Below are 23,048 nucleotides of genomic sequence, written 5' to 3' on the forward strand. Positions count from 1 at the left end.
GATTATCGTAATTCTAGCAACTAATTAGATTCACCGTCAATTCTTCGGCAGCGGACATGTGCATTCAGTGTTCTATGTAGTGGAAAACAAGGTGCGTCTCCGCACCTTGTTTCGCCTATTACTTATATGTTGCTTATGTGTTATTCAGAAATTTTAGCGTTGTCCACCAGGAACTCGACTGTGTTCTGCATACGGATATCGTTTTCAAGCATTTCAGTTCCACCTAGAGCTGTTTTGATCTGTTCAATGTCCATATTGAATTGGCCAGCCATTTTTTCAAGCTCTTTGTCGATGTCTTCTGAAGTGACTTGCATGTTTTCAGCTTCAGCAATTGCTTCAAGCGTCAATGAAACGCGTACGCGTGTTTCAGCATCACCGTGCATTTGCTCGCGAAGTGCAGCTTCGTCCTGGCCAGAGAATTGGAAGTACAATTCAAGGTTCATACCTTGCTGAGTCAAACGTTGTTCGAAATCGCTCATCATACGGTCCATTTCTGTGTGGATCATTGCATGAGGAATTTCGATTGTTGCATTTTCAGCAGCTTTTTGAACTAACTCGTCGCGCAATGTTGCATCAGCAGCAGATTTCTTTTCAGCAATCAGGCTGTCTTTCATTTTTGTGCGAAGAGCATCCAAGCTTTCAACTTCAGGGTCGATTTCTTTAGCCAACTCGTCATTCAACTCTGGAAGTTCCTTGCCTTTAACTTCACTTACTTTCACTTTGAACGTTGCAGCTTTTCCTGCAAGTTCAGCAGCGTGGTATTCTTCCGGGAAAGTGACTTCAACGTCTTTTTCTTCTCCAGATTTTACGCCTACCAATTGCTCTTCGAATCCTGGGATGAATGAGTTTGAACCGATTTCAAGGGAATAATCATTTCCTTGTCCGCCTTCAAATGCTTCTCCATCTACAAATCCTTCAAAATCGATAACAGCTGTATCGCCTTCAACGATTGCTTCGTCTTCTTTAACAGTCAACTCAGCCAAACGCTCCTGGTTTTCTTTCAACTGGTTTTCGATATCTTCATCAGACACTTCTGTATCCGGTTTTGAAGCTTCAAGACCCTTGTATTCGCCAAGCTGGACTTCTGGTTTTACAATCACTTTCGCTGTAAACACAAGCGGCTGGTTTTTTTCGATAGTTTCGATGTCGATTTCAGGACGGTCAACCGGGTTGATGCCTGCTTCTTCAACTGCATTCGCGTAAGCGTCCGGCAAGATGAAATCCAAAGCGTCCTGGTAAAGTGATTCTACGCCAAAACGTTTTTCGAACATTTGACGCGGCATTTTCCCTTTACGGAAACCTGGTACGTTGATTTCTTTAACAACTTTCTTAAACGCTTTATCAAGACCGGCGTTTACTTCTTCTGCAGGAACTTCAATTGTAAGAATCCCTGTGTTACCTTCTTGTTTTTCCCATTTTGCTGACATTATATAAGCCCTCCAAACATTTTCTAAAAAGTCATTTTACGTTTTATACGAATTTTGACAACTTCAATATTATAGCACACATAGAGTCAGGTTCAACTATTTCTACCTATTCCGCATTTCAAACCATAGTTCTGCCTGCTGAATCAGCTCCAGAAGCTTTTCATCTTCATCGAATGAAGTCATTCCGCTGAACAAGCCTTCGGTATAATCCATATACCCCTGCGCCACTTCCGCTTCATCGTAATCATCCCAGACGAACGGGTAGAGGAGGTAAATATGGCGTTCAAACAATTCTTTCACCAGTTCCAGGCGCGTTGGATCTTTCGCCAAATCATCTTCCATCATGGCCGTTATCTTTCGGATCCGGTCATTATTAATCGGTTCTGGCAAATTGTTGATATTGAATGTGCCTTTGTAATGGAACTTTTGGACAGTCACTTCTGCGTCGATTTTTTCCTGATAGAGCATGAATAATATGTATGTTTTCGTTAACAGATCCGCATTGGGATGCTCAATAATTGCCAGCAGCCGCTTTTTCAGCGCCTGATAGGAAGTTGTCGGCAAATCCAGAATCAGCTGCTCCTGCTCTGAAGGATGCAATGCCAAAAACGAATCAATCGCATAAAGCGAAGCATCTACTTTCTCCGAAGCGTTCGCGGCAATCCGCTCGTTCAAGTCACGCAATTGCTGGAACTGCTCAAGCCGCTCTTCCGGCAGGATTTTTTCTTCTATCAAAAGCTCGATCATCTTTTCCGCTTCTTCAAACTCACGTACTTGCATCAAAATGCTTATGTATAGCTCCATGGTCTCCAAATAATGGATCGGACCAATCTTCAATAGCTCCCTGCAGACTTCCAGGGCTTCTTCAAATTCTCCCAGTTCATACAGACAATACGTATAGCCGCCTAAAGCTGCTGCATGTTCAGGTTCATAAGCGAGCACCTGATACAGATTGTCCCGGGCATCTTCATACTTTTCTTCTTTTAAAAAAGTCATGCCTTCTGCGAGCAAGCGGTTCACTGTCGTTGGAAAAACGATCACATTCCCCATGCGCTTTAACTCCCGGTATTTCTTTCGCATCCTGCCACCTCATTTTGTGTTTCGTAATCATAGTATATTCCCTTTTGCCCGAAAATAAAAATCTTATCGCGGAGCGCGTAAACGGCAGCTACCACAAAGGTTTCTGTTCGTTGCTCAGCTCCATCATTTTAGGTATTAAGGACAAGGCTACAGCAAAGAGTATTAGTATCATGCTGATCGAATAAACCAAGGGCAAATTAAAAATTGCGGCAAACGGCAACGGCAATAACACCAGCCAGTTGATGAGCGTCATGCGCTTCCGTGATTTTGGCGTTGCGTACTGATCACTATGGCAATGCGGGCAGTTCATCGCTCCGCTGAACTTCCACGAAGCCTTGATTGATTCTTGCCAGGTCCATTCGGTTTTACAAGTTTTAGATGTCGGCATAGAAACTCCTCCTTAGTTATATAGTACGTAATGCAGGAGGAATGGTTTCAGTGTTATGTGAACTTGGGTGAAATGAAAAAGTCTCGGCCTCGCGAAATGAAGAGGTGAACTTTTTTAATCGCATGGCCGCTTTGGGCAAGGCAAAGACGAGTGCTCCTGCGCAAGCTCTTCACAAAGCGCGCGGACGCGCCAGCGCTTAGAGAGTTTTCAGAAATGAGCTTTTTATTTCAGTAAATAAAGTTCATTTTTAAAAGTATCCAAGTAAACGATCGTTTTAGAGATAGTTGAAATATTTCACCCATATATAAAGAACCTCCCAATCGTTCATTGAACGATTGGGAGGTTCTTAAAAAATTATGTACATCTCTATAATGTCCCAGGAGGGATTCGAACCCCCGACCGACGCCTTAGAAGGGCGTTGCTCTATCCAGCTGAGCTACTGAGACCAAAGCTTTCTTGAAGTCCAGACAGTGGCGTCTGCTGTTGCGGACGGCTTCGCTTTTCTTACGAAAGACAATTTTAATTATAGAAATGATTTGAAGAAAAGTCAATGCTATTTTAAAAAAACATTAGAAATAATTGATGGCGTTTATTTTTCCTCGTTCAACCACGCAGGCATGCTTTCATTGAGTTTGCGCAATGCGTTGCCACGGTGGGAAATTGCAGCTTTTTCATGAGGCTGCAGTTCAGCCATCGCTTTGTCCTGGGCCGGCACGAAGAAAATCGGGTCGTAGCCAAAACCATTATCGCCCCGACGTTCGTGGAGAATCGTGCCTTCACATGAACCTGAGAAGGTTTCGGTCTGCTGTCCTGGTGCAGCAACAGCCAAGACGCATCTAAATCGTGCTGTGCGCTCGCTGTCCTGCACGCCGTCCAACTTCTCCAGCACTTTATCAATATTGGCGTTGTCGCTCTTAGCGCCCCCAGCATAACGCGCTGAGTAGACACCCGGCTCGCCGTTTAAAGCATCGATCTCCAAACCGCTGTCGTCTGAGATCACCGGAATGCCGAGCGCTTGTGAAACCGCTTCGGCTTTTAGGATGGCGTTCTCTTCAAACGTCACGCCTGTTTCTTCCACATCCATGTCCTGTGCGACGTCAAGCAGCGTCAACACTTGGTAGCCAAGCGGAGACAGCATCGTTTCAAAATCTTTGGCTTTGCCTTTGTTTTGAGTTGCGATTACGATTTTTTTCATAGTTCTGCTGGCACCTTTTCACCGATGCGTGCAGCGATATCACCCAACGCTTCCCGCTGCATAGCAATCAGCTGGCTGATTCCGGCTTCTCCAAGGTCCATCAATTCGTTTAGCTGAGCACGAGTGAAAGTGGATTCTTCCCCTGTTCCCTGCAGTTCCACAAAGTGGCCGGCGCCGGTCATCACAAGGTTCATATCGACTTCTGCACTTGAATCCTCGACATAGTTCAAATCAAGGATCGAGCCGTTTTCAGCAGTGACCCCGACACTTGTTGCGGCAAGAAAATCTGTTACCGGAAATGCCGGCAGATCCAATTTGCCGATGGCCATCGTCATGGCGATAAATGCGCCTGTAATCGACGCTGTTCGCGTTCCGCCATCTGCCTGGATAACGTCGCAGTCGATCCATAGCGTACGTTCTCCAAGCTTCTCAAGGTCCACAACGGCACGCAATGCACGGCCGATCAGACGCTGGATTTCCATTGTGCGTCCGCCGATTTTGCCAGCCGAAGCTTCGCGGCGGTTCCGGCTGTTGGTAGCGCGTGGAAGCATGGAATATTCTGCTGTAATCCAGCCTTTGCCCTGGCCGCGCAGGAATCCAGGAACTCTGTCTTCAATCGTCGCAGTACAAATAACTTTTGTCTGTCCCACAGTGATCAATACCGAGCCTTCCGGATGAATCAAGTAATCTACGTCCACTGTTACCGGACGCAGTTCGTTCGTTTGTCTATTATCTATGCGTGTCATAAAAATCCTCCTCGTATATGCTCAAATAGCTTACCATATTTCCCTGGCAACGACAAAAACCTGACGGCTGAGAGCCATCAGGTTTTGTGGAATCGTATCGAATGGATGATCGGTTCATTGATCCCCAGCCACTTATGGATGATCGAACTGAATATTTGCGTTGATCCCGATGTATAGAAATGATGCACCGGCGGCTGGCTCCAATTTGCGAACTGCTTTTTGTAGCTCAAGTAACGCTCGACATCTTTTGCCGTTTCTTCAGCCGACGACAGCACATGCACCGTATCGCCGAGCACTTCTTCAATAAAGCCTTGGAGCAACGGATAATGCGTGCAGCCCAAAATCGCCGTGTCGAACTCTTCATAGGCAATCGATGCCAATGTATCCTGAACGATGCGGTGAGCAAACTCGCCTTCGTACTCGTCACTTTCTACTAAAGGGACAAACCGCGGGCACGCCAGCTGTACGACATTCGCGGAAGAAACCAGCGACAAGATCGCTTTTTCGTAAGCACCGCTGTCTACCGTTCCTAATGTGCCCAAAACGGCGATTTTTTTCGTCGTTGAAGATTTGATCGCTGCACGCGCACCCGGGAAAATAACCCCGATTACAGGGATCGGAAGGTTTTTCTGCAGGGAGTAAAGCGCCGCTGCGGTTGCTGTGTTGCAGGCGATGACCAGCATTTTAATATTCTTTTTCATCAGTGCATTGGCCATTTGCCACGTATAGGTCCGCACTTCTGAAAGCGGACGCGGGCCGTAAGGGCATCTGGCATTATCACCGATATAATAAATTTGCTCGTTCGGCAATAGTTTCATTATTTCTTTTGCGACGGTAAGTCCACCGACTCCTGAATCAATTACTCCGATTGGCGCATTCAACGTCATCGCCTCTATCCTATTTCATGTTTTTGTGCAATTTCTCAAGCAAAGCCGCAAATTGCTCGGCTTCGTCTAAAGTAAAATCTGCTAATACGGTTTCTAAGTATTCCTGGCGCTTTTGAATCACTTCTTCAATAACACGTTCGCCTTCTTTTAACAATTTGATCCGGACAACCCGGCGATCCTGTTCTTCACGGATGCGCACGACCAGTTCATTTTTTTCCATGCGGTCAACCAAATCGGTTGTGGTGCTGAACGCAAGATACATTTTGTTCGACAAATCGCCGATGGTCATGTCTCCGTGTTCAAATAGCCATTGCAGCGCAACGAACTGAGGCGGTGTAATTGTATAAGAATTTAAAATTTCCCGGCCTTTTTGCTTGATGATTCCGGAAATATAGCGCAGTTCCTTTTCCATAAAGGCTATGCGTTCTAAATCATGGCTGATGCCTTGCTTGTCATCATTCATTAATAGTTACCACTCCTTGAGAAAACCTATCTTATTTCTATAGTGAAGGTTTTTTATTGATATAGCAAGAACTCCCTTATTTTTTTGCAATTGCCAATTGTCCGGACCGGAGCAATTCGATGTCCTCTTCTGTCCACGGATGGCCTTTTCCGGTCTTTTTTGAAATCTGGACAATTGCCCCTCTGCCGGTAAAGCAAGTCTCGCCTTTTTCATTGACGGTCCAGTAATGGACATCAACTGAAGAAGTTCCAACTCGTACAATCTTGACATGAACATCCAACTTTTCATCGAAAAACACTTGCTGAACAAAATCCACCTGCATATCCGCCACCACCGGAAAAAGCTCATTGCCCTTTTCTAGCCAGCGCTGCATCAATCCCAGTTCTTTCATGAACTCGATCCGTGCAAATTCAAAGTAGGCAATGGGAACCGTGTTGTTTACATGGCCGAACATATCGGTTTCAGAAAACCGCACTTGAACCGGAGCAGAAAAGAAAAAATCCTGCTTCCACTCTTCAAAATCATTAATATAATTTGCTTTCATGGGTGGCCTCCGATTAATTAACTTTATATGGTGAACAAAAAAATCCGCTTGGAGCGTTTACTTCTCTCTACACAACTCGTATAAGTCGAACTCCAGTCAACTATTTCATTTTCCTAGTATATCAAAAATTTCGCAAAAGAGCAGTCAATTTCTAAACAAAGCAAATAAAAAACCCCGCCGCAGCGGGGTTTCCAGTAAATACTAGTCAACCATTCTGTCGCTTCCGAAGAAGTTCCGGAACATTTGAACAGTTGTATCGCGGTTCAACGCTGCGATCGAAGTTGTCAAAGGAATTCCTTTTGGACAAGATTCCACGCAGTTTTGAGAGTTACCGCAGCTTGCCAGTCCGCCTTCGCCCATGATCGCGTTCAAGCGTGCGTCGCGGTTCATGGCACCCGTTGGATGAGCGTTCATCAAACGAACTTGTGAAAGTGGTGCAGCTCCGATGAAATCGGATTTATCGTTAACGTTCGGGCATGCTTCAAGACATACGCCGCACGTCATACATTTAGATAGTTCGTATGCCCATTGGCGCTTGCGCTCTGGCATACGCGGCCCATCTCCAAGGTCATGCGTACCATCGATAGGCACCCATGCTTTAACTTTCTTCAACGAGTCGAACATCCGGCTGCGGTCAATGACAAGGTCACGGACAACAGGGAATGTCTTCATCGGCTGAAGACGGATCGGCTGCTCCAATTGATCCACCAAAGCAGTACACGATTGACGCGCTTTGCCGTTGATGATCATCGAACATGCTCCACAAACCTCTTCCAGGCAGTTCATGTCCCAGTTTACAGGAGTGGTTTTCTTCCCTTCGATGTTGACAGGGTTACGACGAATTTCCATCAATGCCGAAATGACATTCATGTTCATCACATATGGCAATTCGAACTTTTCCCAATACGAATCTTCATCCGTAGAGTTTCTGCGTTCGATTTCAAATATAACCGTTTTTGCTGCTTCACCCATGGTAAATTAGCTCCCTTCTATATCATGCTTTTGCAGAATAATCACGTTTACGCGGTGGAATCAACGAAGTGTCGACTTCTTCATAATGGAAGATAGGTGCATCAAAGCCATTGAATTTTGCCATCGTTGTTTTTAGGTATTCCTCATCGTTACGTTCCGGGAAATCCGGTTTGTAATGAGCTCCGCGGCTTTCGTTCCGGTTGAGTGCCCCGATTGTGATCACTCGTGCTAAATGTAGCATATTCCGCAATTGACGTGTGAACATTGCGCCTTGATTGCTCCAAAGCTGTGTGTCGGTGATGCTGATATGGTTGAATCGCTCAAGCAGTTCCTGGATTTTTTCATCCGTCTTCTGCAAACGATCGTTATAGCGTACAACTGTTACATTGTCCGTCATCCATTCGCCCAATTCCTTGTGGAGAACATAAGCGTTTTCTGTGCCGTCCAATGCCAGAATTTCTTCCCAAACGCGTTGTTCTTTCGCTTCATGCGCTTCGTAAATTGCTGAAGGAAGATCTTCCGCTAGAACATCAAGGCCTTTAACGTATTCAAGAGCGTTCGGTCCTGCGACCATTCCACCGTAAATCGCTGAAAGCAACGAGTTAGCGCCAAGACGGTTACCACCATGCTGAGAATAATCGCATTCGCCTGCTGCCAAAACACCAGGAATGCTAGTCATCTGGTGGTCATCGACCCATAATCCACCCATAGAATAATGGACAGCCGGGAAGATTTTCATCGGTACTTTACGAGGGTCATCACCTGTGAATTTCTCATAAATCTCGATGATTCCGCCAAGTTTGATGTCAAGCTCTTTTGGATCTTTGTGGGAAAGATCCAGGTAAACCATGTTCTCGCCATTGATGCCGAGCTTTTGGTTGACGCAGACGTCGAAGATTTCACGTGTTGCGATATCACGCGGCACAAGGTTGCCGTATGCTGGATATTTTTCTTCAAGGAAATACCAAGGCTTGCCGTCTTTGTAAGTCCAAATACGTCCGCCTTCTCCACGAGCCGATTCTGACATTAAGCGCAGTTTGTCGTCTCCTGGAATCGCTGTCGGGTGAATTTGGATAAATTCACCGTTCGCGTAATATGCACCTTGCTGATAGACGATGGAAGCCGCTGAACCTGTGTTGATGACAGAGTTCGTCGATTTCCCAAAAATGATTCCCGGTCCGCCGGTTGCCATGATAATAGCATCCGCACGGAACGATTTGATTTCCATAGTCGTCATATTTTGAGCAGTGATTCCCTTGCCTACGCCCTGCTCGTCAAGAACAAGACCAAGGAATTCCCAGCCTTCGTATTTGGTGATCAATCCGCTTACTTCGTAGCGGCGGACCTGCTCATCCAATGCATACAATAATTGCTGGCCAGTTGTAGCACCGGCAAATGCTGTTCTATGGTACATTGTTCCGCCAAAACGACGGAAATCCAAAAGGCCTTCCGGCGTACGGTTAAACATAACGCCCATGCGGTCGAACATGCGGATAATCCCTGGTGCTGCGTCTGCCATTGCTTTTACAGGACGCTGGTTTGCCAGGAAGTCGCCTCCGTAAACAGTATCGTCAAAGTGAATATCAGGAGAATCCCCTTCACCTTTTGTATTAACTGCTCCGTTGATCCCGCCTTGCGCACATACTGAGTGGGACCGTTTAACGGGCACGATTGAGAATAAATCGGCGGGAGAACCTGCCTCTGCAACTTTAATTGCTGCCATCAAGCCGGCTAGGCCACCACCGACGATCGAAATTTTGCCTTTCGCCATGTTAGTATTCACTCCTCTTTTAATTCACCAATGATTGAGTCATTCTTATACGAATGCAAACAATGCTCTCATACCAATAATCGATAGTACAATAAATACTAGAAGTGTGAAATAAGTTGCATTTTTTTGTGCGGCTTCGGACTGTGTAATTCCCCATGTAACCAGGAATGACCAAATTCCGTTCGCAAAATGGAAAACTGCGGCTAATACACCAACGATGTAGAATGCCAGCATAAATGGATTGTCCAAAATGTTCGCCATCATGTTGAAATCGGCTTCATCTGCTCCGATCGCAACTTGGAATCTTGTTTCAAAGACGTGCCAAGCGATAAAGACTACCAGGAATACTCCTGTATAGCGCTGTGCAACAAACAACATATTGCGCAAATAGCTATAATGCCCAGGGTTGTTCTTCGAAGTGAACGCTATGTATAACCCGTAGAACGCGTGATACATGAGCGGCAAGTAGATGACGAAAATCTCCAGGAAAATAACGAATGGAAGATTAGCCATAAAGTGAGAGGCTGTATTGAATGACTCTACCCCTTGCGTAGCAAAATGGTTGACGATTAAGTGCTGCGTTAAGAATAACCCGATAGGAATGATCCCCAACAATGAGTGCAGCCTGCGCATTAAAAATTCACGATTGTTATCCAAAATTTTACCCCCCTCAAAACATTGATTGGCAGCGTCCAGGGCAGACAGTATATTACGAAAGCACCTGAAGCCGCACACCATCATGATACAATAATATGACATATTTATTGTACTCCCCCCCTTTAGGAGCGTCAAGGCAACGAAGTTCTTTCAAACAGATAGTTAACAAGCATTTAAAGGGCATTAGACATACTTTCAACAATAATTCGCATTGGAATGTAACCGTTTTAATGGAATTCCGCAAAAAAGCGATTCTCTAATTGAGAATCGCTTTTTTGCTGTATTCTACCTTATTCCACTGCTATCAGTATAATTGCAATATTGCCATTGAGAATTTGAACATTTTGTGAATATTTTCACGAACAGTTATTTCAGAAGTAAAACAGCTCTTTCCTATTTCAATTCTACCTCAGACAATTCGTATGCCTCGTGCAGCGCATTTGCCGATTTTTTCATATCCACTTCCGGCACAACTACTGAAATTTTGATTTCGGACGTGCTGACCATCTTTACCGGAATTTCTTTGCTTCTTAAAATATCGAACATCCGCGCGGCTACACCTGGATTTGAAACCATTCCAGAGCCGACGATCGATACTTTAGACAAGCCCACTTCAATATTCAGTGACAGGAAGCCAATTTCTTCTTTTGCACCAGTCAGGACTCGCTGTGTTTCTTCCAGACTTTCCTGGCTGATGGAAAAAGAGACGGATGGCGGAAGTTCCTCGCTGATGCTTTGGACGATAATGTCCACATCGATTTGGTTTTCGGCAAGCTTCGTAAATATATTTGCCAGGGATCCATTAAACGGTTTTTTGTAGGTCACCGTTACCCGGGCGATTCCCGGTTCAAATGCAACGCCTCTGACGATTAAGTTTTTCTCCACAGTGATCACCTCTTGTATGATAGTGCCAGGCTCATCTGAATAACTCGCTCTGACGGATAATGGAACCCGGTTGTTTTTTGCAAACTCGACTGCCCTTGGGTGCAGAACGCCTGCACCCAAATTAGCAAGCTCCAGCATTTCATCATATGAAATCTGTTCCAGTTTGCGCGCGCCTGAGACATAGCGGGGATCAGATGTATAGACACCGTTGACATCTGTATAGATTTCGCATTTCTCAGCTTTTAATGCTGCTGCAAGTGCCACAGCTGTTGTATCAGATCCGCCTCGGCCAAGCGTTGTGATGTTGCCAATTTTGTCGACTCCCTGAAAACCGGCGACAACACAAAAATAGCCGTTTTCCAGTACACGTTCCAGACGCTCTGTATGGATCCGTTCAATACGGGCATTGCGCGGAACAGATTCAGTTTCGATTCCCGCCTGCCAACCGGTGAAAGACAGTGCTTCATGCCCCAACTTTTTAAAAGCCATTGCCAATAAAGAGATGGTGACTTGCTCACCGGTAGCGAGCAGCATGTCCATTTCACGTTTTGGGGGCTCAGCTGAAATTTCCCCGGCCAGTCCAAGCAAGGTGTCAGTCGTTTTGCCCATGGCCGAAACAACGATGACCACACGTTTGCCCTTTTCTTTTTTACGAATGGCTCGCTTGGCCACCCCAATGATTTTTTCTGGAGTCGCAACTGATGTCCCTCCAAATTTCATGACGATCGTTTCCATTCCATTCACTCCCACATTTAGTATGTGGCCCTCAAAATGTCTGGCAATGAGCCTATAGAAAAGCATTGCCAGACATAAAAAGAGGCAGCTCACCGCAACCGCAGCAAACTACCTCTTTTATCATGCACGAAAAACGTCCATGTGAGATAGCCCTCCAGAGATTGACTCTGACAGCTCTGCACTTCTTAAATGCAGAACCAGCATGCGCAAAAGCAGTTGCACGCACACTTCGGCGACCGCCCCTTTCACCATTCATCTCAGATTCTGCAAATCTCCGAATGCTTACTATTGACGTTCGCGCCTCTATCATCACTTTTCCAAGTGATTCAAATATTCTTTTACGATAACACGTTATGTTTCGCTTGGCAACGTGGCCTCTGCAAAATGCTGCTCAATCGATAAAGCAAGCGCTTCTGGCATACCCGCTTGTTTTATCTCTTCTACAGAAGCTTCTTTAATTTTTTTGACAGAACCAAAATGTTTCAGCAGCTGCTGTTTGCGCTTCGGCCCTACTCCTTCGAGTCCATCAAGAGCCGACTGGATCGAGTTCTTGCCGCGCAATTGGCGGTGGAAGGTGATGACAAAACGGTGGACCTCGTCCTGTATGCGCTGCATCAAGTAAAAGGCTTCGCTGGTCCGCTTGAGCGGCACAACTTCAACCGGATTGCCATACAATAATTGTGAGGTCTGATGCTTATCGTCTTTTGCAAGGCCGGCAATTGGAATCGACAGGCCGAGTTCGTCTTCTAAAATCTCGCGTGCCGACGACATCTGCCCTTTGCCCCCGTCAATAACGATAAGATCAGGCAGCGGCAGTCCGTCTTTCAAGACACGCGAATAGCGTCGACGAATAACTTCCCGCATCGCCGCGTAATCATCAGGCTTGGACCCGGTGCGCGTTTTGTACTTGCGGTAATCTTTTTTGGAAGGCTTTCCATCAATAAACGTAATCATCGCAGATACTGCATCGGCCCCCTGAATGTGAGAGTTATCGAATGCTTCGATGCGCAGCGGCGTCTGGATATTCATCGCATCGCCAAGTTCCTGGCATGCGCCGATTGTTCGCTCTTCCTGGCGTTCCAGCAGCTGGAACTTTTCCTTGATGGCAATTTCAGCATTTTGCTTCGCCAGCGCCACCAAGTCTTTTTTCTTGCCGCGCTGCGGAACCAGCACCCGTACACCGAGCCATTCTTTCAGCATTTCAGGGTCATCCGCTTCCGGCAACAGGATTTCGTTCGGTTTGACGTGATTGGGTTTTTCATAAAACTGCCCGAGATAAGTCAAAAATTCTTCTTCCGGATCCCGGTACAACGGGAACAATGAAACGTCTCGTTCGATCAGTTTGCCTTGTCGCACAAAAAAGACCTGTACACACATCCAGCCTTTGTCAACGGCATAGCCGAAAACATCGCGATTGGTAAAATCGTTCATCGCCATTTTCTGTTTTTCCATAACGGTTTCGATCATGGAAATTTGGTCGCGGTATTCTTTTGCCCGCTCAAATTCCAGATTTTCTGCCGCTTCCGACATCTTCTCAACCAATTCCACTTTGACTTCACGGAAACCGCCATTCAGGAATTTTGTGATGCCGTCGATCATTTCCTGATAGGTCTCTTTTTCCACTGGTTTAACACATGGCGCCAGACATTGCCCTAAATGATAATACAGGCAGACCCGGTCCGGCATGGTGTGGCATTTCCGCAATGGATACAGGCGGTCCAGCAGTTTTTTCGTCTCTGCTGCCGCATAGGCATTGGGATAAGGACCAAAATATTTCCCTTTATCTTTTTTGACCTGTCTCGTCGTAATCAGCTTGGGATGGCGTTCTCCTGTAATCTTCAAGTAAGGATAGCTTTTATCGTCCTTCAGCATGATGTTGTATTTCGGGTCATATTTCTTGATCAAGTTCAATTCGAGAATAAGCGCTTCTTTGTCGGAAGATGTGACGATATACTCGAAATCCTCGATTTCATTGACCAGACGCTGTGTTTTGGTATCGTGGCTGCCTGTGAAATAGGAGCGCACGCGATTTTTTAGAACTTTTGCCTTCCCGACATAAATAATCGTATTTTGGCGGTCTTTCATTAAATAACAGCCTGGCTGATCAGGCAGTATGGGAAGTTTATGCTGAATCAATTCGTTTGCCATTTTATCTCACCCTATTAAAAAACCGGGCACCATCACTGGACCCGGTTTAAGAATTAATTATGCGTGTTTTTCAACCATTTCAGCTAATGCTTCTTTTGGTCTGAATCCAACTACTTTATCGACAGTCTCTCCGTCTTTCAGCAATAACAAAGTCGGAATGGACATGATGCCGTAATTTCCAGCTGTTTCCTGGTTTTGATCCACATCAACTTTTACAATTTTAACTTTATCGCTCATTTCAGCGTCCAATTCTTCAAGCACTGGAGCGATCATTTTACATGGTCCGCACCAAGTTGCCCAAAAATCTACTAAAACGAGTCCTTCTGATACTTCTTGTGAAAAGTTCTGATCTGTACCGTGTACGATTGCCATGAATAATTCCTCCTTATGATTAAACCAAACTATATACAGAGTATAGCATGCGTTAAAAACACTAGCTATTTTTTTGCCTACTCTTCCAATACCCGGCAAATAGTGGTGCTAAACGAGAAAAAGTTAGCATTGCTTTCTGTTCCAGCTGACGATTTCATTGCAAGCAACACGTTATTAGAAAAATATACGATATAAGTTGAACTAATCGAATTCACTCTACCTCTTAGCGCCGGCGCGTCCAGGGGCTAGGCGAAGCAAGAAGACTGGCGCCCTTTGCCTGGCTTCTTGCGGGAGCTATGCCCAAAGCGTCCGGAGCGTTGTGTAGAAGCTAGATTCTTTAGTTCGACATATATAAAAACCACAAATGAAAAACAGGTGAAGAAAAATGGTTAATTTTTCTCCACCTGTTCAGACTTTAAAACTTATCAATCTGCCAACCAGCAGATTACATTACTTTTTTGAATTCTTCTGTCAGCATCGGAATGACTTCGAACAAGTCTCCGACAATTCCGTAATCTGCTACTTTGAAGATATTTGCTTCTGGATCTTTGTTGATGGCAACAATAACTTTCGAGTTGGACATACCAGCCATGTGTTGGATTGCTCCAGAGATACCAGCTGCGATATACAAATCAGGTGTTACCACTTTGCCTGTCTGTCCAATTTGAAGAGAGTAATCGCAATAATCCGCGTCGCAAGCTCCGCGTGATGCGCCAACAGCGCCGCCAAGAAGATTAGCCAATTCCTGCAATGGCTCAAATCCTTCAGCACTCTTAACGCCACGGCCTCCAGCAATGATCACTTTCGCTTCAGAAAGATCGACGCCTTCTGTTGATTTGCGAACAACATTTTTGATGATCGTGCGAAGGTTCGTGATATCAACAGACAACGAGCTGACTTCGCCGGAACGTTCCTGTCTTTCAAGCGGCGCGATGTTGTTCGAGCGCACTGTGATAAAATCGATTCCTTCTTTTAACTTTACTTTTTCAAACGCTTTACCAGAGAAGATCGGACGGATGAATACTGCATCATCGCCTTCGCCTTCAATATTTGTTACATCTGAAATCAAACCGGCCTGTAATTTAGAAGCAATTTTGGGCGCCAAGTCTTTGCCGACTGCTGTATGGCCAAAGACAAGTCCTTCCGGATTTTCCTGTTCAACAACTGCCATGAATGCCTGGCCGTATCCGTCAGACGTATATGACTTTAAGTGCGGGTGTTCAACTGTTATAACTCGGTCTGCGCCGTAAGCTACCAATTCTGCTCCGAAGTCAGCAACTGAATCACCGATCAAAACTCCTACTACTTCTCCGCCGCCAGAAATCTTCTTGGCAGCTGCAATTGCTTCAAATGAGACATTACGCAAAGCGCCTTCGCGCGTTTCGCCCAAAACTAATACTTTTTTCGCCATGGTCTGTTTACCCCCTAAGTAGATGTGAAAAATATATGGAATGTTTTTTTGCCGGTATTTAAATGGAAGGAGCCGCCTCTTCGGGATGTAAGCCACTCTGGCTGTGCGGCTGAAAACATGCCGCTTCGCCAAATCGTCTTACACCTGTCAGAGCTGAACAGGCACTTCCGCTTTTCTTTGTCCAGACTCCGGTGCCCAGCTCTTCGGGATGTAAGCCACTCTGGCTGTGCGGCTGAAAACATGCCGCTTCGCCAGATCGTCTTACACCTGTCAGAGCTGAACGCGCACCTTCGCTTTTCTTTGCTTAAATAACCTTCGCCTCATTGCGCAGCAAGCCTACCAGTTCTGATACCTGGTTGGAGATGTCGCCTTCAAGAATGCGGCCAGCCGCTTTTTTCGGTGGCAAGTAGATCTCGATTGTTTCTGTTTTAGCTGATACCTCGTCTTCTTCGATATCCAGATCATCCAATTCCAATTCTTCAAGCGGCTTTTTCTTCGCTTTCATAATTCCTGGAAGTGATGGGTAGCGCGGCTCGTTCAGGCCTTGCTGAGCTGTAACAAGAAGCGGCAATGACGTTTCCAATTCTTCCGCATCCCCTTCGATGTCCCGAACGATGGTCACTGTTTCGCCTTCAATGCTTAAGCTGGTAATGGTTGTTACGTAGTTAATGCCAAGCAAATCGGCAACACGCGGTCCAACTTGCCCTGATCCGCCGTCGATTGCGACGTTACCTGCCAAAATCAAATCAGCTTCTTTGTCTTTCAAGTATTCAGCCAGTATGTACGCAGAAGTAAACTGGTCCATTTCTTCGATATCGTCCTCTGTATTGATCAAGACAGCTTTGTCAGCGCCCATTGCAAGTGCTGTGCGCAGCTGTTTTTCTGCTTCTTCGTTGCCGATAGTGACAACTGTCACTTCGCCGCCGTGTGCGTCGCGGACTGTAATTGCTTCTTCAATCGCGTACTCATCGTAAGGATTAATGATGAATTCCGCCCCGTCTTCCTGGATTTGTCCACCTGAAACGACGATTTTCTCTTCTGTGTCAAATGTGCGTTTTACCAATACATAAATGTTCATGAACGTAAACCTCCCAAGTATTATTTCCCTTTAAATTGTGCTTCACGTTTCTCCAGAAATGCCTGGATTCCTTCTTTTGCATCTTCTGAAACAAAAACCGTTCCAAAAGATTGAGCTTCAGCGTTAACGCCTTCATGATACGACGCTGGCTTGGCGTACTGCAGCATTTCGATTGCCGCTTTGACAGAAACCGGGCTTTTCTTCGCTATTTTACGGGCGATTGTAAGCGTTTCCGAAAGTAGGTCCTCTTCTGCATAAGCACGATTCGCCAAGCCATATTGCGCTGCTTCGGTACCGGAGATCGGATCACTCGTCAACAGCATTTCTGCCGCTTTTGCCGTGCCTACATATCTTGGCAGACGCTGCGTTCCAGCAAATCCAGGGATCAAACCTAATTGAAGCTCCGGTAATCCCAGTTTAGCATTTTCGGTGACAAATCGCATATGGCAACTCATTGCCAATTCCAGTCCGCCGCCTAAAGCTGCCCCGTGAATTGCCGCAATAACAGGCTTATGGAAAGTTTCGACGCGTTCAAAAACTTCCTGGCCGCTCGCTGATAGTTTCGAGAACTCTTCTCCGGAAGATACTTGCGTAAATTCCTTGATGTCTGCACCCGCAGAAAAGAACCTGCCTTCTCCGTGCAAGACGATGACGCGAACCTCTTCATCATTTTCAACCTGGTTCAACAATTCATCAACTTCCAAAATGAGTGAACGCGATAGCGCATTTGCCGGCGGACGATTGATCGTCGCCACAGCTACGCCATCTTCTTTTTTCCAGCTAATAAATTCCATCCAATGAGCCCCTCTCTTTAAGCCTGCATGCCTTTCAGCAGCAAACGCTGAACTTGTGGTGCGAGTTCGACTAAGTCATATTTATGGTCATTCATGACCCATGTAGTAATGGTCTCATCCATTGTACCAAAAACCATCTGTCTGGCTAAACGAATATCCATTGCTGCATCAAATTCTCCATTTTCCATGCCTTTAACCAGGATCTTATCCATCAGCTTTAAATATTCCCGCAGAACATTATTGATTTTTATGCGGATTTCATGATTGGACTGACGCAATTCAAGCTGCGTAACAATGGCCAAATGAATGTCGCCTGCCAATAGCTCGAAGTGGCTTTCAATCATCAGCCCCAGTTTGGTTGAAGCATCCAAATCACGGGAAATGATTTGTTCAAGCTTGCTGACGAATACACCCATCTTTTCCTGAAATACAGAAATCAGAATGTCTTCCTTGTTTTTGAAATACAAATAAATGGTTCCGTCCGCCACGCCAGCCTGTTTGGCTATTTTTGAAACCTGCGCTTGATGATAGCCATTTTCAGCAATGACTATAACTGCCGCATCGATAATTTGTTTATACTTCGGCTTATCTTTTTTTACCATACTGTCACCACCCAAAAAAATATGAAAATATGAATGGCGATTCATTCATATTTTCATATTATAGTTTATTGTATTTAGTGTCAAGTTTTTATCCCTTTATGATGGAATGGCTTCATTCTGTTTCGATACCTCTTCATCCACAAGTGAGCGGCGCAGAATTTTCCCGACTGCTGTTTTCGGCAATTCTTTGCGGAATTCATAAATGCGCGGCACTTTGAATGACGCCAGGTTTTCCCGGCAATGCGTATCCAGTTCTTCTTCTGTTACAGTATAGCCTTCTTTCAGGACAATGTATGCTTTTACCGTTTCTCCGCGATACGGATCCGGAATTCCGGCTACTACACATTCCTGAATCGCTTCGTGTTCGTACAGTACTTCTTCGATTTCTCTTGGGTAAATATTAAAACCGCCGGCGATAATCATGTCTTTTTTGCGATCGACAATAAAGAAGTTTCCTTCATCGTCCATGTAGCCAAGATCTCCTGTCAACAACCAGCCATCAACGATTGTGGCAGCTGTTTCTTCCGGTTTGTTCCAATAGCCTTTCATAACTTGAGGCCCTTTTATGGCAATTTCTCCGATCTCGCCATTTGGAACCGGATCGGTTGTGCCTGTCTGGAAGATTTTGCAGTCTGTGTCCGGATACGGAAAACCGATTGAACCTTTTTTCCGTTCTCCCCAAACTAGATTTGAATGGCTGACAGGTGAAGTTTCCGTCAATCCATAGCCTTCGACTAACTTTCCGCCAGTCAGCTTTTCGAATTTCTCCTGGACTTCTGCCGGCAATGGAGCGGAACCGCTTAGGCAAGCTTCAATCGAAGACAAATCGTATTTGGCGATGTCCGGATGATTCATCAATCCAATGTAGAGCGTTGGTGCTCCCGGGAAAAGTGTAGGCTTTTGCTTGTTGATGGTTTTTAATGCCGTTTCAGGATCAAATTTGGGAAGAAGAACCATTTTATTGCCGAGCATTACGGACAGGATCAATACAGTCGTTAGGCCATAAACGTGGAATAACGGGATGATTCCCATGATCGTCTCTTCGCCTTTTTTGCATTTATACAGCCAATTGTCACACATCGTCGCATTGGAAATAATGTTCTTATGCGTCAGCATAACACCTTTCGGAGAACCGGTGGTGCCTCCTGTGTATTGCAGCAAAGCCAAATCTTCCTCGAAATCAAAAGGTGTTTCCACAACAAACGGCTGTGAAGTCTTCATAATTTCGGTAAACAGGTGATTGACTCCCCGGTGCTCTACTTTAACGGTCATGCCGTACTGCTTTTTCTGGATAAACGGATAGACTAGATTTTTCGGGAAAGTCAGGTAATCCTTGATGCCGGTAATGATGACATTCTCCAAATCCGTTTCCTTGATTACTTTTGAAATTCTTGGGAATAGGATATCCAAACTGATGATAGCCCGCGCCCCTGAATCTTTCATCTGGTAGGCAATTTCCCGTTCCGTATAGAGCGGGTTGGTCATGACAACAACACCGCCAGCATAAAGGATCCCGTAAAAGCTGATGACTGCCTGTGGACAGTTGGGCAGCATGATCGAAACCCTGTCGCCTTTTTTAATTCCTATTTTTTGAAGGTAGTTCGCAAACTTCATGGAGGATTGGTACAGTTCCTCATACGAAAGTTCTTTCCCCATAAAATGGATCGCCACTTTTTGCGGATACTTTTCATAGGCTTTTGTTAAATATTCCTGTACCGGCATACTTGGATAAGTCAGCGTATGTGGGATCTCCGGTGGATAATGGGCTAGCCACGGCTTTTCAGTCATTCTTTAGACCTCCTAAATTTTATTAGAATCGTGCGAATATTCCTATTTTTAATTATAGAGAATAATGACACCGCTTACAAACTTTATTTATATAAAGTTGGAGTTAGTGTTTGAAATAGTTGCAGGATATCAAAAATAGCCAGCACAAAGGCTGGCCGGCTTTCTAGAAAATAAACAGGAAGATAACTCCCACTATCAAAAAAATCGCACAAAAGACAAACAAGATTTTAATTAGATTTTCCACTCTATCCCACTCCTATTGAATACTGGCTCCAATGACAAACGACAAACCGACAGAGATGACCATCGAAATGAGGCCGACAGAACGGTTGTCCTGCTCGATTTCGTCATCCACTTTAAACTTGGGCGTCAGGAACTCAAACAGAATATAAGCGAAAATCAGCAAAGTGAAACCGAACAATCCCCACCCGATCATTTCAAACAGTGAATTATGCTGTTCAATGGAAAAGCGGAAAATATTGGTGACGCCGAAAATTTTTCCGCCTGTTGCCATGGCCACTGACAAATTCCCTTTTTTGATTTGTTCCCAGTTATTATATTTTGTCACCATTTCGAAAATCACCATGGAGACGATCAAACACAATACCACTACACTGAAATAGCCGGCCGACTCGACCAGCGGGTGTGTCCAAAAACCTGTTTCTGTCATTTCTTATACTCCTTTGCTGAAACTCACTTTAGTTCAGCGACCGTGACACCCGAGCCGCCTTCACCCGCTTCGCCAAACCGGTAGTTTTTGACGCGCGGATGCTTCTTCAAGTATTGCTGGACGCCTTGGCGCAAAGCACCGGTCCCTTTTCCATGAATAATTGATACTTGATGGTAATTTGATAATAACGCATCATCCAGGTATTTTTCAACACGTGCAAGTGCGTCTTCATAGCGTTCGCCGCGCAAATCAAGTTCCATTTTCACATGGCTGTCACGATCTTTCAATGTGGCCATGGTCCGTGTTTCTTTTTGCTTTTCCGGTTTAGTGTAAGACAAATCAGATTCTGGCAGCTTCATTTTCAAAATGCCGATTTGAACGATCCATTCATTTTTAGAAACTTTTTCGACCAAAGTCCCTTTTTGTCCGAAGGAAATCACTTTGACTTCGTCATTCGCTTTTAACGGTTTGGCTGCATTGTCTTTTGCTGCCTTTTTAAGAATGCGGTTTTGAGGCATGGCATCTTCCAACCGTTTTTTCGCATCGATCAGTTCATGCTCTTTGACCGACGAACTTTGGTTAAATTGCATTTTGCGAAGATCCGATATGACAGCCTCTGCTTCTGCACGTGCTTCGTCGACGATTTTTCTCGCCTTGTCCTTCGCTTTTTCTTCCAGCCGTTCTTTTTGCTGCTCGTATTCTTCCAGCTGCTTCGCCAGCTCTTTTTTCAGCTGTTCTGATTCTGACAGAACTTCTTTTGTCCGCTCCGCGTCCTGTTCCGCCTCGCGACGGCTCTTTTCGAGAGATGCAATCATGGAATCCACGGCTTTGCTGTCGGTTCCGGTAAAACTTTTCGCATGGTTGATAATATGATCCGGCAGACCAAGACGTTTGGAAATTTCAAACGCATTGCTTCGGCCGGGAACTCCGATAAGCAGGCGATAAGTCGGACTTAATGTTTCCACATCAAATTCTACGCTGGCATTTGCCACACCCGGTCGATTATAGCCGTACGCTTTCAATTCTGGATAATGCGTCGTCGCAATCACGCGCGCTCCTCTGCCATGGACTTCATCCAATAACGAAATGGCTAGAGCTGCACCTTCCTGCGGATCCGTACCCGCTCCCAATTCATCGAAAATCACAAGGGAGTTTTCATCGAACTTGGTCAGAATGTCGACAATGTTGACCATATGGGAAGAAAACGTACTCAAGCTTTGCTCGATCGACTGTTCATCGCCAATATCGGCAAAAATCTGGTTGAACACCGATAATTCCGAGCCATCAAGCGCAGGCACCGGCAATCCGGCTTGAGCCATCAAAGTCGTTAATCCGACGGTCTTTAAGGTTACTGTCTTTCCGCCTGTATTAGGACCGGTAATGACAATGGCCGTGATGTCCCCGCCAAATTCGATGTCGTTCGGCACTACCTCATCTTTCGGAATCAATGGATGGCGTGCTTTCCGCAAATTGATGTAGCCTTCTGAATTCATCGTCGGTTTTGTGCCTCTATGTGCAGCTCCGTATTTTGCTTTAGCCAGGATCAAGTCGATTTCACCCAGCACTTCAACCAAAAGAAAAAGCTCATGGGCAACTTCCTGTACCTGTGCCGATAACATCAGCAGAATACGGTCGATTTCTTCTTTTTCCTTCATCTTCAACCGGCGAACTTCGTTGTTTGCCTGCACGACCGCGTCCGGTTCAATGAACAAGGTCTGCCCTGAAGAAGACTGGTCGTGCACGATGCCGCCGTAATGGCTGCGGTATTCTTGTTTGACCGGTATAACAAAGCGGTCATTTCGGATGGTCACAATGGAATCCGACAGCATTTTCGAAGCATTTTTGCCGCGTACCAAGCTTTCCAGACGTTCGCGGACACGGCTTTCCTGCGTCCGCAACTGCTGGCGGATGGAACGCAATTCAGAGCTTGCACTGTCCAATACGCCGCCATTATCATCGATGCAAATGTTGATGGCATGTTCTAAAGTCGTCAAAATCGGCATTGATTGTTTTTTCTCCAGGAAATGCGGAATTTGAATGACCGCTTCTTCCTGGATCGTTTCAAAAAATTGGCGGAGGATGCGGCTCGCGCGAATCGTTGACGACACTTCCATCAGCTCCATCGGGCTCAGACTGCCGCCAATTTGCGCGCGTCTTGCATGCAGGCGAATGTCGAAAATCCCGCCCATCGGCACATTGTTTTTCACACGCAAAACTTGCGCACCTTCGTCCATCTGTTCTAAAAGCCGATTGACTTCGTTTATATCCGTAGATGGCAGCAGCTTGTCCACATGGGCTTTTCCGAGTGATGATGTGCAATACCGTGCGACTTCATCTCGGATTTTATAAAATTCAAGTGTCCTTAATGCTCGTTCTGCGATCATTGAAGAACCTCCTAACGTTTCAAATAAATTAACAGTTGCTCAGTAAAATAT

The 23,048-nt window shown here is 45.5% G+C and carries 21 protein-coding genes, 1 tRNA gene and 1 riboswitch; all 22 genes read right to left on the reverse strand.

Annotation, left to right across the window (positions count from 1 at the left end):
- Window positions 1-140 precede the first annotated feature (140 nt).
- Window positions 141-1,427 carry a trigger factor gene (gene tig, locus GJB59_RS06860; protein ID WP_142827689.1) on the reverse strand — a complete coding sequence of 429 codons (1,287 nt, stop codon included), beginning with the start codon at window positions 1,425-1,427 and terminating at the stop codon, window positions 141-143.
- A gap of 102 nt (window positions 1,428-1,529) precedes the next feature.
- Window positions 1,530-2,477: a tetratricopeptide repeat protein gene (locus GJB59_RS06865; RefSeq protein WP_236015461.1), complete on the reverse strand. Its 948-nt coding sequence runs from the start codon at window positions 2,475-2,477 to the stop codon at window positions 1,530-1,532.
- 118 nt (window positions 2,478-2,595) lie between these two features.
- Complete coding sequence (locus GJB59_RS06870; RefSeq protein WP_142827687.1) at window positions 2,596-2,895, reverse strand: TIGR04104 family putative zinc finger protein; 300 nt, start codon at window positions 2,893-2,895, stop codon at window positions 2,596-2,598.
- A gap of 372 nt (window positions 2,896-3,267) precedes the next feature.
- Window positions 3,268-3,341 (reverse strand) — tRNA-Arg (locus GJB59_RS06875).
- Between the two features lie 143 nt (window positions 3,342-3,484).
- Window positions 3,485-4,090 (reverse strand): XTP/dITP diphosphatase, encoded by a 606-nt coding sequence (locus tag GJB59_RS06880; RefSeq protein ID WP_142827686.1) that lies wholly within the window; start codon window positions 4,088-4,090, stop codon window positions 3,485-3,487.
- Window positions 4,087-4,836 (reverse strand): ribonuclease PH, encoded by a 750-nt coding sequence (gene rph, locus GJB59_RS06885; protein WP_142827685.1) that lies wholly within the window; start codon window positions 4,834-4,836, stop codon window positions 4,087-4,089. Before rph ends, GJB59_RS06880 begins: the two co-directional genes overlap by 4 nt.
- A 77-nt stretch (window positions 4,837-4,913) precedes the next feature.
- Window positions 4,914-5,717 carry a glutamate racemase gene (gene racE / locus GJB59_RS06890; protein ID WP_142828018.1) on the reverse strand — a complete coding sequence of 268 codons (804 nt, stop codon included), beginning with the start codon at window positions 5,715-5,717 and terminating at the stop codon, window positions 4,914-4,916.
- A gap of 16 nt (window positions 5,718-5,733) precedes the next feature.
- Complete coding sequence (locus tag GJB59_RS06895) at window positions 5,734-6,186, reverse strand: MarR family winged helix-turn-helix transcriptional regulator (RefSeq protein WP_142827684.1); 453 nt, start codon at window positions 6,184-6,186, stop codon at window positions 5,734-5,736.
- A gap of 76 nt (window positions 6,187-6,262) precedes the next feature.
- Window positions 6,263-6,730 carry an acyl-CoA thioesterase gene (locus GJB59_RS06900; RefSeq protein WP_142827683.1) on the reverse strand — a complete coding sequence of 156 codons (468 nt, stop codon included), beginning with the start codon at window positions 6,728-6,730 and terminating at the stop codon, window positions 6,263-6,265.
- Between the two features lie 201 nt (window positions 6,731-6,931).
- Complete coding sequence (sdhB, locus tag GJB59_RS06905; protein ID WP_142827682.1) at window positions 6,932-7,702, reverse strand: succinate dehydrogenase iron-sulfur subunit; 771 nt, start codon at window positions 7,700-7,702, stop codon at window positions 6,932-6,934.
- A gap of 22 nt (window positions 7,703-7,724) precedes the next feature.
- Window positions 7,725-9,473, reverse strand: a complete 1,749-nt coding sequence (gene sdhA / locus GJB59_RS06910; protein WP_142827681.1) for a succinate dehydrogenase flavoprotein subunit — start codon at window positions 9,471-9,473, stop codon at window positions 7,725-7,727.
- Between the two features lie 45 nt (window positions 9,474-9,518).
- Window positions 9,519-10,130 carry a succinate dehydrogenase cytochrome b558 subunit gene (locus GJB59_RS06915; protein ID WP_142827680.1) on the reverse strand — a complete coding sequence of 204 codons (612 nt, stop codon included), beginning with the start codon at window positions 10,128-10,130 and terminating at the stop codon, window positions 9,519-9,521.
- A 393-nt stretch (window positions 10,131-10,523) separates the two neighbouring features.
- A complete protein-coding gene (locus GJB59_RS06920) occupies window positions 10,524-11,750 on the reverse strand; it encodes an aspartate kinase (RefSeq protein WP_142827679.1) in 1,227 nt (408 codons plus the stop codon).
- Between the two features lie 139 nt (window positions 11,751-11,889).
- Window positions 11,890-12,064, reverse strand: a riboswitch (Lysine riboswitch).
- A gap of 37 nt (window positions 12,065-12,101) precedes the next feature.
- Complete coding sequence (gene uvrC, locus GJB59_RS06925) at window positions 12,102-13,898, reverse strand: excinuclease ABC subunit UvrC (RefSeq protein ID WP_142827678.1); 1,797 nt, start codon at window positions 13,896-13,898, stop codon at window positions 12,102-12,104.
- 57 nt (window positions 13,899-13,955) lie between these two features.
- The gene (gene trxA, locus GJB59_RS06930) at window positions 13,956-14,270 is read right to left on the reverse strand and encodes a thioredoxin (RefSeq protein WP_142827677.1); all 315 of its coding nucleotides are present in this window, start codon (window positions 14,268-14,270) and stop codon (window positions 13,956-13,958) included.
- A gap of 445 nt (window positions 14,271-14,715) precedes the next feature.
- Complete coding sequence (locus GJB59_RS06935) at window positions 14,716-15,681, reverse strand: electron transfer flavoprotein subunit alpha/FixB family protein (protein WP_142827676.1); 966 nt, start codon at window positions 15,679-15,681, stop codon at window positions 14,716-14,718.
- A gap of 304 nt (window positions 15,682-15,985) precedes the next feature.
- Entirely contained in the window at window positions 15,986-16,759 is a 774-nt protein-coding gene (locus GJB59_RS06940) for an electron transfer flavoprotein subunit beta/FixA family protein (RefSeq protein ID WP_142827675.1), read from the reverse strand.
- Window positions 16,760-16,779: 20 nt separating this feature from the next.
- Window positions 16,780-17,553, reverse strand: coding sequence for an enoyl-CoA hydratase (locus GJB59_RS06945; RefSeq protein ID WP_142827674.1), 774 nt, complete (start codon window positions 17,551-17,553; stop codon window positions 16,780-16,782).
- A 17-nt stretch (window positions 17,554-17,570) separates the two neighbouring features.
- Window positions 17,571-18,155: a fatty acid metabolism transcriptional regulator FadR gene (gene fadR / locus GJB59_RS06950; protein ID WP_142827673.1), complete on the reverse strand. Its 585-nt coding sequence runs from the start codon at window positions 18,153-18,155 to the stop codon at window positions 17,571-17,573.
- A gap of 96 nt (window positions 18,156-18,251) precedes the next feature.
- Window positions 18,252-19,943: an AMP-binding protein gene (locus GJB59_RS06955; protein WP_142827672.1), complete on the reverse strand. Its 1,692-nt coding sequence runs from the start codon at window positions 19,941-19,943 to the stop codon at window positions 18,252-18,254.
- A gap of 256 nt (window positions 19,944-20,199) precedes the next feature.
- Window positions 20,200-20,613 (reverse strand): DUF350 domain-containing protein, encoded by a 414-nt coding sequence (locus tag GJB59_RS06960; protein WP_142827671.1) that lies wholly within the window; start codon window positions 20,611-20,613, stop codon window positions 20,200-20,202.
- A gap of 23 nt (window positions 20,614-20,636) precedes the next feature.
- Window positions 20,637-22,997: an endonuclease MutS2 gene (locus GJB59_RS06965; protein WP_142827670.1), complete on the reverse strand. Its 2,361-nt coding sequence runs from the start codon at window positions 22,995-22,997 to the stop codon at window positions 20,637-20,639.
- Between the last annotated feature and the right edge of the window lie 51 nt (window positions 22,998-23,048).

Origin of the sequence: Planococcus soli (assembly GCF_016881065.1) — a bacterium.
GTDB lineage: Bacteria > Bacillota > Bacilli > Bacillales_A > Planococcaceae > Planococcus > Planococcus soli.